Below are 12289 nucleotides of genomic sequence, written 5' to 3'. Positions count from 1 at the left end.
GGGAGTCCGTACGGCAGGAAAAGGACGAGCCCCCGTGCTCCGTACGGCAGGAAGAGGCGAGCCCCCATGAGCAGACGTGTTCCCCACGGCCGGAGCGGATCACGGCGTATCGCTGTCCTGTTGTCCGCGATCGCGTGCGGCTCCGTTCTCGTCTCGTGCAGCTCGGACGACGGCGGCAGCAGCAGTACGGCCTCCATCACCCCGCCGAACAAGTCCGACTTCACGGGGTCGGCGCCCTCCGCCATCGCGTCGGCGGCCTCCTCGATCATCGCGTCGGCCAGCGAACGGGCGTCGTCGGCCGCCGCCTCCGTGGAGGCCAGGGCCTCGGAGTTCGCGGCCTCGGTCTCCGCCGACACCGTCCGCGCCGCGGCCACCGCCGAGAAGGAGCTGAAGGACGTCCAGGGCAGCGGCAACGCGACGTCCGAGGTCAGCATGAAGGGCGTGCCCACGGCGGAGACCGGCGGGCTGCGGGCCGTGCTCGTCACCATCACCAACACGACCGACAAGACCGCTTCGTACGCCGTGCAGGTCGACTTCAAGAACCCCGACGGCAAGGTCGTGGAGACGAAGTTCGTCGGCAAGGAGAACCTGGAGCCGGGCAAGAAGGCGACGCCGATCGTGATCAGCAGGCAGCCCGCGGAGCCCCAGCTCACCGCCGTGCTGGTCAAGGCCCAGCGCTACTGACGCGCGCGTTCACGGACGGACGCCGGCGCCGGTGGCGCCGTCGCCCCGAAGAGCCCGCCCTCCTGTCGAGGACGGGCTCCCGGGGCCGCGTCGGTGGAAGCCGCGCCGCCCGGAACGGTCAGGGATACGAGACCACGGTGGACGGAACCGTGGACGTGCCCGACGTGGGGCTGCCCGTGTCGTTGATGACGCGTTCGTACTGACCGTTGCCGCCGAGCGAGACGACCAGCAGGTCGTGGAACTTCACTCCCGGCCTGTTCGGCGCCGCGAAGCCGTGGTGCTGGACGATCGTCGGAGCGACGTTGTAGTAGCAGTAACTGCCCAGGCCCCAGCCCTCATGGGTGGTCACGGAGTCGGCGACCTTGTAGGCCGCGTACCCCTTGACGCTCCCGTTCTGGACGGCGGCCTGGTTCGGCGCGTCGTACGCCTTCTCGTTCTGGAAGAAGACGGTGCGGCCCCGCTGGCCGTACCACTGCACGTCGTACTTGTTGAAGTGCTCGACGAACAGGCCCGTGGCCAGGACGTCGTCGCCGTTGACGCGTAGGCCGTAGTCGGCCCGGTTGGTCTCCCAGCCGACGCCGGTGCCGTGGTCGGCCCGCCAGATCCACGTGTGGTCGACGATCGTGTGCCGGCTGTTGACGACGATGCTGGTCGTCGCCCTGCCCGCGCCCGCACCCCCGATGCGGACGAAGACGTCCTGCACGGTGGTCGGATTGGCCGAGTGGTCCGCCGACGCCCCGGCCGGGCCGATCTCCAGGAGGGTCGCGGAGTTGACGGGGCCGGCGTCGATCAGGAAGCCGGCCAGCCGGATGCCGTCCACGTCGGCCGTCCTGAGCACGGTCACACCGTTGTCCGGGATCAGCGTGGCGTAGCCGAGGCCGAGGACCACGGTCCCCGCGCGGTTCACCTGGATCGGCTGGTCCAGGTGGTAGATCCCCGGTGTCAGCAGCAGGTGGAGCCCCTGGGCGAGCGCCGCGTTCAAGGTGGCCGCGGTGACGCCGGGCTTGGCCACGTAGAACTGGGTGAGCGGCAGCGACGAGCCGCGCGGGGTGCCGTTCCCCCAGGTGGTGCCGCGGGCGTTGACGCGCTTCTCCGGCAGGAACACCCGGTACTCGCCGCCGCTGAGATACAGGAAGGGCTTCTCGCGGGACACAGGTGTCGTGTCGAGCGTGGTGTACGGAGGGTTCGGGAACGACTGCGCGGGCGCGCCCTGGACGCCCGAGAACACCATGTTCCAGACGGCGTTGACCCAGCCGCCCACCGAACTGTCGCGGGTGTACCACTGCTGCTGCGAGTACGGTCCGACCGAGCCGTCGATCCGGCTGTCGGCGATGTAACCGCCGCTGGCCCAGCCGTAGCCTGCGGGCGCGAGGTTGAGCCCGCCCTTGACGTGCATGCGACGGAACGGGGCGGCCTGGGCCACCGCCCACCGGTTGGTGCCGCTGACCGGGCTGAGGGCGAGGTTCTCCGCCGAGCGCCAGAAGTTCTGGGTGGCGTTGCCGTTGAACCAGCCGGCGTCGACGGTCACGTCACCGTTGATCGTCGTGTCGTCCGGTGACAGGCCGAGGCCCGCGATCGAGGTGTAGAAGCCGAGCTGGGCGTTGAGCCCGTTGTACGTGCCCGGCTTGAACAGGAAGGCGTAGCGGCCCGCGCCGAACTGCGCGGACTCCTGCTGACGGAAGACCTGGTCGAGCCTGGCCTGGATGCCGGGCGTCGACGGGTCGAAGACGATGACGTTCGGGCCGAGATCACCGCCGCCGGGAAGGGCCGACGGCTGCCGGGCGGACCGGGTGACGGGCCGGGCGGGGGAGGCGGAGGCGGGTGAGGACAGCGCGAGCAGTCCGGGCGCGGCCGCGCCGGCCGCCACCGCTCCGAGGACGGTGCGCCGCGCGACGGTGGAACGACCGGGATCCGGGACGTCTGTGGGGGTTGGAGGCATGGGGGGCGACTCTCCTGGTTCAGGAAGTGAACGGTGGGAGGTACGGGGAGCGCTCTCTCGCCGATGCATGCTTCATCCAGGTGAACGACGCGTCAAGAGTTGTGACCGGAGTCCCGGATGTTGTTGCACGACGAAGGAGTAACACGGCGTGTATTTGTGGTACTTGGTCGACCAATGGGCTGGTTCGGAGCTCCGTGGCGCACCCGGGATTGCGTTCAAGAGGTGCGCACACGGCCGACGGGTGATCCTTCGTCAACTCCCTTGACACTCGCGCGCGACCGCCACAACACTCCTCGTCGGGAGAGCGCTCTCCCATTTCCTCGGCACATGTGATGGACCGTCACGCGGACGGCCCGGCGGCGTGCTCGGCGCCGCCGGCCGTTCGACCCCCACCGTCCCCATCGACGTGGCAGGAGGTCTCCATGGCACGGAGATCGAAGATCGTCTCAGGAATCCTGATGTCCAGTGCGCTGGTGCTGACCTCGCTCGGCCTGGCCGGAGTGGCGATGAGCGCCGACCCCGCGTCCGGCCCGGCGGCGTCCGTCGCCGACGCGAGCACCGTCCACGCGGCGCACGCGATGCCCGCCTCCACGCTCTCCTCGCCGGAGGACCCGGACGGCGACGGCTACATCCCCGCGAACCCGCAGGTCACCGGGGTCGTCCCGTCCAAGGCGGAGCCGCCGCACCGCTACTTCCACGAGTTCCAGGCGAACTGCTCGGTGACCCGCACCAGGCCGGACGACCCGATCGTCTACCCCGGCCAGCCGGGCAAGTCCCACGACCACACCTTCATGGGCAACACCACGACCGACGCGGCCAGCACCACCGCCTCGCTCGGCGCCGGTGCGACCTCCTGCAGGGCCCCCGGCGACAAGTCCGCGTACTGGATGCCGACCCTGCTCAAGGGCGACACCCCCGTCCTGCCGGTGGGTCCGCAGGTCATCTACTACAAGGCCGGTGTCACCGACTACACCAGCGTGCGGCCCTTCCCGAAGGGGCTGCGTTTCGTGGTCGGCAGCCCGGCGCAGTCCGCGGCCGACTTCCGCAACCACCGGGGATTCGTCGAGGGATGGGAGTGCGGCAACAGCTACTTCAACACGGACTTCCCGCAGCAGTGTCCGGCCACCGCCGACGTCCAGCTCAACATCCGTTTCCAGGCACCCAGTTGCTGGGACGGCAAGAACCTCGACACACCCAACCACCAGAGTCACATGGCGTATCCGGTGGTCAACCCCGGCACGAACAACAACATCTGCCCGGACGACCACCCGGTCGCCCTGCCGATGATCGAGTTCAAGATGGCCTTCCCGGTCAACGGTGACATGGCGCAGGTGAGGCTTTCGAGCGGCGCCGGCCACTCCTTCCACTACGACTTCTTCAACGCGTGGGACCCGGCGACACAGAAGGCACTCGTCGACCACTGCGTCGTGGGCGGGCTCCAGTGCGACGCCCGCGGCTACGACCAGACGCACCCCGAGGCGGGCGCGGCACTCGACGCGAACTACCGGCTTCCCTGACGGGCGTCGGAGGCGTTCCGCCGGTCCGGCGCACACCCGGACCGGCGGGACCGTCCGCCCCCGTCACCCTTCGCGCCCGCGCTCACCTAACTCACACCCACCTCACCCGCACCCACCTCACCCGCACCCCCTTCACTCGCGCCACATCCCCGCACCTCCCCACCCGCACCCCTCACCCGTACACCGGACGGACACTCATGACCGGATCCCGTACCACCCGGCGCCGCGTCGCCGCGCCCCTCACCGCGGGCCTGCTCGCCGCGGGCGCACTCGTCCTGCCCGCACAGCAGGCCCAGGCGGCCGGCGGCGTCGTCAAGGTCACCGGCTCGCAGGGCAACTGGCGACTGACCGTCGACGGAAGCCCGTACCAGGTCAAAGGCCTCACCTGGGGGCCCGCCGCCGCCGACGCCGGGCGCTACATGCCCGACCTGAAGTCGATGGGCGTCAACACCGTCCGCACATGGGGCACCGACGCCTCCAGCAAGCCCCTCTTCGACGCCGCGGCGGCCCAGGGCATCAGGGTGATCGCCAGTTTCTGGCTGCAGCCCGGCGGCGGTCCCGGCAGCGGCGGCTGTGTGAACTACCTGACGGACACCGCCTACAAGAACCAGGTGCTCGCCGAGTTCCCCCAATGGGCCGCGACCTACAAGGACAACCCCGGCGTCCTGATGTGGAATGTGGGGAACGAGTCCGTGCTCGGACTCCAGAACTGCTACAGCGGCGCCGAGCTGGAACGGCAGCGCGACGCCTACACCACGCTGGTGAACGACATCGCGAAGAAGATCCACGCCGTCGACCCCGCCCACCCCGTCACCTCGACCGACGCGTGGACCGGCGCCTGGCCCTACTACAAGCGGAACGCGCCCGACCTGGACCTGTACGCGGTCAACGCCTACAACGCCGTCTGTGACGTCAAGTCAGCCTGGCAGCAAGGTGGTTACACCAAGCCGTACATCATCACCGAGACCGGTCCCGCGGGCGAGTGGGAGGTGCCGGACGACGCCAACGGGGTCCCCGCCGAACCCACCGACCGGGCGAAGGCCGACGGCTACACCCGGGCGTGGAACTGCGTCACCGCACACCCGGGCGTCGCGCTCGGCGCCACGATGTTCCACTACGGCACCGAGTACGACTTCGGCGGCATCTGGTTCAACCTGCTGCCCGCGGGCGAGAAGCGGCTGTCGTACTACGCGGTGAAGAAGGCGTACGGAGGCGACACCTCGCGTGACAACACCCCGCCGGTCGTCACCGGCCTGACCGTCGAGGGCGACGCGGGCAAGGTGCCCGCCGGGCGCGACCTCACGCTGTCGGTCAAGGCCACCGACCCCGACGGCGACCCGGTCACGTACGAGGTGCTGGACAGCAGCATGTACATCGATCAGAGCAAGCAGCTCGACCCGCTGCCGTTCACCGACCTCGGCGGCGGCCGCCTCCGGGTCACCGCGCCGGACCGGCCCGGAGTGTGGAAGTTCTACGTCAAGGTCAAGGACGGCCGGGGCAACGTCGGCGTCGAGACCCGCTCCGTGCGGGTGGTCCCGCCCACGCCGAGCGGAACGAACATCGCGCTCGGCAGGCCGGCCACCGCCTCCTCGTACCAGACCGGCGGCGGCGACTGCCCCTGCACCGCGGCCGGTGCCGTCGACGGCAACCTCGGCACCCGCTGGGCCAGTGACTGGAGCGACCCCCAGTGGCTGCGTGTCGATCTCGGCACCCGGAGTTCGTTCCGGCATGTGCAACTGGTCTGGGAGACCTCGTACGCCAAGGCCTACACCGTGCAGACCTCGGACGACGGACAGAACTGGACCACCGTCCGCACGGTCACCGACGGCAACGGCGGTGTCGACGACCTCGACGTGTCCGGCACCGGCCGCTACGTCCGGGTCAACGGCACGGCCCGGGGCACCGGTTGGGGCTACTCGCTGTACGAGTTCGGGGTCTACAACTGAATCACGTCATCGATGGAGAGCGCTCTCCCGGGAATGAGGCGGCAAGCGTGAGCGGGACGGACGACGCGGCGGAGCGCGAGGCGCTCCTCGGCAAACTCACCCTGCGCGAGAAGGTGAGGCTGCTGACCGGCGCGACCACCTGGCGCACCCGGGCCGAACCGGCCCTGGGGCTCCGGGAGATGGTCCTGTCGGACGGTCCCGCAGGAGTGCGCGGGCAGTCCTGGGACGAGCGCGATCCGGCCCTGCTGCTGCCCTCGGCGTCCGCGCTCGGGGCCCTGTGGGACGAGGAGACGGTGGAGCGTCTCGGCGGGCTGCTCGCCGCCGAGGCCCGCCGCAAGGGCGTCGACGTCGTCCTCGCGCCCACCCTCAACCTCCACCGGACACCGCTCGGCGGACGGCACTTCGAGTGCTTCTCCGAGGACCCCGAGCTGACCGGCCGCACCGGCGCCGCGCTGATCCGGGGCATCCAGGCACACGGAGTGGCCGCCACCGCCAAGCACTACGTGGCGAACGACTCCGAGACCGACCGGCTGACCGTCGACGTACGGGTGTCCGAGCGGGTCCTGCGCGAGGTGTATCTGGCACCGTTCGAAGCGGCCGTCGAGGCCGGCGTCCGGGTCGTCATGGCCGGGTACAACGGCGTCGACGGCACCACGATGACCGCCAGTCCGCTGCTCGACGACCCCCTCAAGGGAGAGTGGGGATTCGACGGTGTGGTCGTCTCCGACTGGGGCGCGGTGCGGAACGGGGAACCGGCCGCCCGCGCCGCCCTCGACCTCGCGATGCCGGGCCCGGAGAGCGTCTGGGGCGAGGCGCTGGTGCGGGCCGTGGAAGAGGGGCGCGTCCCCCGGGAAGCCGTCGACGACAAGGTGCGGCGCCTGCTCACCCTCGCCGCCGCGTGCGGCGCGCTGGGGGAGCCGGGGGGCGCGCCGGATGAGGGGGCACCGGGGCCCGTGCCGGAGCCGGTGTCGCCGCCTCCGGTGTCAGCGTCGGACCCCCGTCCGCAGCCGGAGCCGCCGTGCGGGCCTGTGGGCCCGGCGTCGGAGGCGCGGCCGTCGTGCCTGCCCGCGGAGCCGGAGCGGCGGCCGGAGCCGTCGTGCGCGTGTGCGGTGGCGGTGTTCGCGTCGGAGCCGCGGCCGGAGTCGTCGTGTGGGTCTCCGACGTCGGTGCCCGCGTCGGAGCGGGGGCCGGAGCAGCCGTGCGCGCCCCAGGCGCCGAGGGTGGCTCCGTCCGGCACCGGCCGGGAAGGGGCCCGTGCGCTGCTGCGCGAGGCCGTGGCCGCGAGCACCGTCCTGCTGCGCAATCGCGGTGTCCTCCCCCTCGATCCCGCCCGGTTGCGCACCGTCGCCGTGATCGGCGCGCACGCGGTCCTGCCGCGCACCCAGGGCGGCGGCAGCGCGGGGGTCTTCCCCGAGCGGGTCGTCACTCCGCTCGGCGGGATCAGGGACGCGCTCGGCGACGGCGTACGCGTCGTCCACGTGCCCGGCCCCTCGACCGGTGCGCCCTCGGCGCCCCTGACCCCGGACCTGTGCACCGATCCCGTCACAGGCGATCCAGGTGTCCGACTGCGCGTCCTGGACGCGGCGGGGCGTGAGCTGATCACCGAACACCGGTTCGGAGGACGGCAGTTGGAGCCACCGCTGCCGCCCGGAGCGCACACCGTCGAGATCGCCGCCCGCCTGCTTCCAGGGATCTCGGGGCCGTGGACACTGGGACTCGGCGGGTTCGGCCGGCTGAGCATCACGGTCGACCAACGCATGGTCCTGGAAGGGCAGTTCGCCAAGGAGACCGACGATCCGGCGGTCGTCCATGTGAACCCGCCCGTCCACGGTGTGCCCGTCCACCTGACGGCGGGACGCGCGGTGCGCGTGGTGGCGCGCCGCGAACTCGCCCCGGGGACCGGCCGGGCCACCGTCGTCACCGCGGCCCCACCACACCCCGACGACGGTCCGGCCCTGGCCGGGGCGGTGCGGGCGGCCCGCGACGCGGACGCGGCGATCGTGGTCGTCGGCACCACCGAGCACGGCGAGTCCGAGGGATGCGACCGGACGGACCTCGGCCTCGGCGGACGCCAGGACGAGCTGGTCCACGCGGTGACCGCCGCCGCACCGCACACGGTCGTCGTCGTCAACAGCGGCGGACCGGTCGAACTGCCCTGGAGCGCCCGGGCCGGTGCCGTCCTGCTGACCTGGTTCCCCGGCCAGGAGGGCGGAGCGGGCCTGGCCGACGTGCTGTTCGGCCGGGCCGAACCCGGCGGACGGCTGCCCACGACCTGGCCGGCGGCCCTCGCCGACGCCCCGGTCACCCGGACCCGGCCCGAGGACGGACACCTCGACTACACCGAGGGCCTGCACATCGGCTACCGCGCCTGGGCGCGCCACGACCGCGAACCGGCCTACTGGTTCGGGCACGGACTCGGCTTCACCACCTGGGCCTACGAGGGGCTGCGCGTTCCCGACGGCATCGTGGCCGGCGAGCCCTTCACCGTGCGGGTCGACGTCCGCAACACCGGCCCGCGACGCGGACGCGAGGTCGTCCAGGTCTATCTCGCCGGGCCCCCCGGCCCGCCGGCCCGCCCGGAACGCTGGCTCGCGGGGTACACCGCGGTCAGCGCCGAACCGGGCGAGCGGGCAACGGTGTCGGTGCGGATACCGCCCCGGGCGCTGCGCCACTGGGCCGAGGACGAACACGCCTGGCGCACGCGGCCCGGCCCCTATCGCGTGCTCGCCGGGAGCTCCGCGGGCGCCCTGCCGCTGACGGCCACCGCACTGGTCCGGGCCGCCGGCTGAGGGCCGGGGCGGACGGGGAGAGCGCTCTATCCCGGGGCGGTGCCGTGCCGTTAGGGTGCCGCCATGAGCAGACAGGCTCCCACGCTGGAGGATGTCGCGCGGGTGGCCGGTGTCTCCCGCGCGACCGTGTCCCGGGTCATCAACGGGGTCCGCAACGTCGACCCCGGGATCCAGGACGTGGTGCGCAAGGCCATCGAGCGCACCGGATACGCGCCCAACCGGGCCGCCAGGTCACTGGTGACCCGGCGCAGCCAGACGGTGGCGCTGATCGTCTCCGGCGCCGGTGACACCCCGGGGGAGGAGCAGAACGCCTTCGCGGCACGGGTGTTCGCGGACCCCTTCTTCGGACGGGTCGTCAGCGGCGTTGTGGGATACCTGCGTCCGCGCTCGATGCATCCGCTGCTGATGTTCGCCGAATCGGCGGAGACCAGGGCCCAGGTGCTGGCCGACCTCCGGCAGGGCAGCGCGGACGGCGCCCTCGTCGTCTCCACCCACGCCGACGACCCGCTTCCCGCCCTGCTCGCCGACGCGGGCCTGCCCGCCGTCCTCTTCGCCCGGCCCTCCCGCCCCGTGCCGCTCAGCTACGTCGATCTCGCCCACCGCGAGGGAGCGCGGCTGGCGGCCGAACACCTGCTGAACCGGGGGTGCCGGCGGATCGTCACCGTCACCGGGCCGCTGGGCGTGGCCGCGAGCCAGGACCGGCTCGCCGGGTTCCGCGACACGATGGCCCGCGGCGGACACCCGTACGTTCCGGTCGCCGAGGGCGGGTTCACGCTGGACAGCGGTATGGCGGCGATGTCCGGGCTGCTGGCCGAACACCCGGATGTGGACGGGGTGTTCGCCGCCAACGACCTGATGGCCCAGGGGGTGTGCCAACTGCTGCGCGAACGGGGCAGACGAGTGCCGGACGATGTCGCGGTCGTCGGCTTCGACGACTCCAGCGTGGCGGTGACCTGCCGCCCGCCGCTGACCACCGTGCGCCAGCCGGTCGAGGAGATGGCCGCGGCGATGGCCGCTCTGCTGGACGAACACATCCGAGGCGTCCGCACCGAACCCACGTCGCTGATCTTCGACCCGGAACTGGTGGTCCGCACGTCGGCCTAGAGCCCGTGCCGCCCCCGGCATGTCCTGCTCCACGTCCTGGGCGCGTCCCGCCGCGAGTCCGTCGTGGCCGCCGGTGGCGGACACTGGAGCGGTCAGGATGGATCAGCACCCGGCCGGACAGGCGGGCCGGCGACGGAAGGCAGGCGGATGACCCACCCGATCACCGTGGGCGTGGACGGATCACCCGAGAGCAGGGCGGCGCTGGCCTGGGCGGGCCGCGAGGCCGTCCGCCGGGACGTGGCCCTCAGGGCGGTGTACGCCTGGCACTGGCCGCCGCACGACATGGTGGGCGGTGGTGACCGGGAGGACCAGGCACGCTGGGTCCACGGCATGATCGAGGACGCGGCCCGCACGGTCACCGACCGGCACGACGGTCTGGGGGTCACGGTCGACGTGATCGACTCCTCCGGGGGCGACGTGGTGGAGGCGCTGCTGGGCGTCGCGGCCGACACGGGGACCCTGGTTCTCGGGTCGCGCGGCTACGGCGCGTTCGTCGGCTTCCTGCTCGGTTCCGTCGGCCAGCGGGTGATCGCCGAGGCGCCCTGCCCGGTGGTGCTGGTGCGCTCGGAGGACCGGCCCGAGGACGAGGCGGGCGGCCGGGAGATCGTCGTCGGCCATCAGGGCGGTCCCGAGGACGACGCCGGTCTCCGGTTCGCGTTCGAGACCGCGGCGGCCCGTGGCGCGGCGGTACGGGCCGTACGGGCGTGGAGCCTGCCGCCGGTGTTCGCCTACAGCCCCGGTTCGCTGAAGATGCTCGATGAGGCCGGCGGTCTGGAGCCGTACGAGCGGAAGGCGCTGGCCGAGGCGCTCCAGCCGTGGCGCGACCGCTTCCCCCAGGTGCCCGTCACCCAGCACATCGAGATGGGCAGCGCGGGCCAGGTGCTGCTGTCCCTGACCGACCGGGCCCAGCTGATGGTCGTCGGCCGCAGGGCCGACCGCTCCGCCGTGGGCGTGCGGATCGGTTCGGTGGCCCACGCGGTGATGCACCACGCGCCCTGCCCGGTGGCGGTCGTTCCGCACTGACCCGGGACCAGGTCAGGAGAGCCCCGGGCCGGCCGCGGGACTATGTGTTGTCGGCCCGGGACATCCGCAGGGCGAGGTCCTGGAGCAGGTCGGCCGTCGTGACGTCGGTCCGCCCGGAGTCGTGGAGGTCGGCGAGTTCGGAGAAGAGGAACGCGAAGGCGCCCACCAGCGAGATGGCGGCGGGCAGATACGCGTCCGCGACCGCCTGCCCCGCCTCCGCGGGCCCGGCGTCACCGGGCACCTCGACCCGCGGGAACACCTCGGTGACGAGAGCACCCAGGTTGTTCTCGGCCGACTCGACCCCGTCCTCCTCGTCCTGGGCGATCCTGCGCACCATGGCGTTGGTCTCGGTGAGCACGCCGATGGCGCGCAGGATGATCTCCGTCTGTTCCATGCCGTGAGCCTAAACGGGCGAAGCCCCGCTGTAACCGGGATCTTGGTCTCGGGATGGTAGACAGTGCCCATGAACGACAACTCCCGCCCCCGCCGGGCCCGCGCGCGATGACCGCCGGCATCGACACCCCCGACCGCCGGGGCCGCACCGGGCTCGACCGGACGGGCCGTGATCTGACCGGCAACCCGCGCGTCAGGATCCGTGACGTGCAACTCCTGTCCTGCCACTGGTACGTGGAGCGCACCACCACGTTCGACCTCCGGCTCGCCGACGGAACCTGGAGCACCCAGGAGCGCGAGACGCACGACCGCGGCAACGGAGCTACCCTCCTGCTGTACGACGCCGAGCGGGAAACCGTCCTGCTGACCAGGCAGTTCCGCTATCCCGTGTACGTCAACGGACACCCGGACGGCATGCTGGTCGAAACGCCCGGCGGCCTCCTCGACGAGGACGACGAACACCCCGAGGACGCCGTACGGCGCGAGGTCATCGAGGAGACCGGACACACCGTCGGGGAGGTCGAGCACGTCTTCGACGTCTACATGAGTCCGGGTTCGGTCACCGAACGAGTGAGCTTCTACGCCGCTTCGTACGGCCCGTCCACCCGTACGCACGAGGGCGGCGGACTCGACGAGGAGGGCGAGGACATCGAGACGATCGAACTGCCCTTCCGCGAGGCCCTGTCGATGATCCGCACCGGGGACATCGCTGACGCCAAGACGATCATGCTGTTGCAGTGGGCCGCCCTGGAGGGGCCCTTCGCCAAGGCTTGACCTCAAGAGCACTCCAACGACCAGACTCCCGTTCGGGCCCGGGGTCTTGCGGGCCGGACGGGTGGGCACCCCCATGGCGGACCCACCTATAGCACGGACACCGGTACCCGGGGTGTGGTG

9 protein-coding genes are annotated in these 12289 nt (G+C 71.9%); 7 read left to right on the top strand and 2 right to left on the bottom strand.

Going from position 1 to position 12289, the window contains the following annotated elements; all coding sequences use genetic code 11:
- Positions 1–66 precede the first annotated feature (66 nt).
- A complete protein-coding gene (locus tag ACFXGX_RS20185; protein WP_384792815.1) occupies positions 67–684 on the top strand; it encodes a hypothetical protein in 618 nt (205 codons plus the stop codon).
- 118 nt (positions 685–802) lie between these two features.
- On the opposite strand, the gene ACFXGX_RS20180 is transcribed toward ACFXGX_RS20185, so the two are convergent.
- Positions 803–2623 (bottom strand): coagulation factor 5/8 type domain-containing protein, encoded by a 1821-nt coding sequence (locus ACFXGX_RS20180; RefSeq protein ID WP_384792812.1) that lies wholly within the window; start codon positions 2621–2623, stop codon positions 803–805.
- A 422-nt stretch (positions 2624–3045) separates the two neighbouring features.
- On the opposite strand from ACFXGX_RS20180, the gene ACFXGX_RS20175 reads away from it, so the two are divergent.
- From ACFXGX_RS20175 to ACFXGX_RS20155, 5 genes are all read left to right on the top strand, one after another.
- On the top strand, positions 3046–4140 hold the full coding sequence (locus ACFXGX_RS20175) for a DUF1996 domain-containing protein (RefSeq protein WP_384792809.1): 1095 nt from the start codon (positions 3046–3048) through the stop codon (positions 4138–4140).
- Positions 4141–4337: 197 nt separating this feature from the next.
- Complete coding sequence (locus tag ACFXGX_RS20170; protein WP_384792806.1) at positions 4338–6086, top strand: discoidin domain-containing protein; 1749 nt, start codon at positions 4338–4340, stop codon at positions 6084–6086.
- Between the two features lie 47 nt (positions 6087–6133).
- A complete protein-coding gene (locus ACFXGX_RS20165) occupies positions 6134–8875 on the top strand; it encodes a glycoside hydrolase family 3 C-terminal domain-containing protein (RefSeq protein WP_384792803.1) in 2742 nt (913 codons plus the stop codon).
- A gap of 63 nt (positions 8876–8938) precedes the next feature.
- The gene (locus ACFXGX_RS20160; protein WP_384792800.1) at positions 8939–9979 is read left to right on the top strand and encodes a LacI family DNA-binding transcriptional regulator; all 1041 of its coding nucleotides are present in this window, start codon (positions 8939–8941) and stop codon (positions 9977–9979) included.
- A 147-nt stretch (positions 9980–10126) separates the two neighbouring features.
- Complete coding sequence (locus ACFXGX_RS20155; protein ID WP_384792797.1) at positions 10127–11002, top strand: universal stress protein; 876 nt, start codon at positions 10127–10129, stop codon at positions 11000–11002.
- A gap of 40 nt (positions 11003–11042) precedes the next feature.
- On the opposite strand, the gene ACFXGX_RS20150 is transcribed toward ACFXGX_RS20155, so the two are convergent.
- Positions 11043–11396, bottom strand: coding sequence for a hypothetical protein (locus ACFXGX_RS20150; RefSeq protein WP_261707414.1), 354 nt, complete (start codon positions 11394–11396; stop codon positions 11043–11045).
- A gap of 107 nt (positions 11397–11503) precedes the next feature.
- On the opposite strand from ACFXGX_RS20150, the gene ACFXGX_RS20145 reads away from it, so the two are divergent.
- Positions 11504–12169, top strand: a complete 666-nt coding sequence (locus tag ACFXGX_RS20145) for an NUDIX domain-containing protein (RefSeq protein ID WP_384792794.1) — start codon at positions 11504–11506, stop codon at positions 12167–12169.
- The last annotated feature ends 120 nt before the right edge of the window (positions 12170–12289 follow it).

The sequence above is a fragment of the Streptomyces sp. NPDC059371 genome (assembly GCF_042751995.1).
In the GTDB taxonomy this organism is placed as follows: Bacteria; Actinomycetota; Actinomycetes; order Streptomycetales; family Streptomycetaceae; genus Streptomyces.
The sequence above is the reverse complement of the archived record's forward strand: the minus strand, read 5'-3'. Positions and strand labels throughout refer to the sequence as shown.

Excerpts from the sequence above, each read along its gene's own strand:
- ACFXGX_RS20185 (WP_384792815.1), top strand. The coding sequence starts at position 67 with ATGAGCAGACGTGTTCCCCACGGCCGGAGCGGATCACGGCGTATCGCT.
- ACFXGX_RS20180 (WP_384792812.1), bottom strand. The coding sequence starts at position 2,623 with ATGCCTCCAACCCCCACAGACGTCCCGGATCCCGGTCGTTCCACCGTC.
- ACFXGX_RS20175 (WP_384792809.1), top strand. The coding sequence starts at position 3,046 with ATGGCACGGAGATCGAAGATCGTCTCAGGAATCCTGATGTCCAGTGCG.
- ACFXGX_RS20170 (WP_384792806.1), top strand. The coding sequence starts at position 4,338 with ATGACCGGATCCCGTACCACCCGGCGCCGCGTCGCCGCGCCCCTCACC.
- ACFXGX_RS20160 (WP_384792800.1), top strand. The coding sequence starts at position 8,939 with ATGAGCAGACAGGCTCCCACGCTGGAGGATGTCGCGCGGGTGGCCGGT.
- ACFXGX_RS20155 (WP_384792797.1), top strand. The coding sequence starts at position 10,127 with ATGACCCACCCGATCACCGTGGGCGTGGACGGATCACCCGAGAGCAGG.
- ACFXGX_RS20150 (WP_261707414.1), bottom strand. The coding sequence starts at position 11,396 with ATGGAACAGACGGAGATCATCCTGCGCGCCATCGGCGTGCTCACCGAG.
- ACFXGX_RS20145 (WP_384792794.1), top strand. The coding sequence starts at position 11,504 with ATGACCGCCGGCATCGACACCCCCGACCGCCGGGGCCGCACCGGGCTC.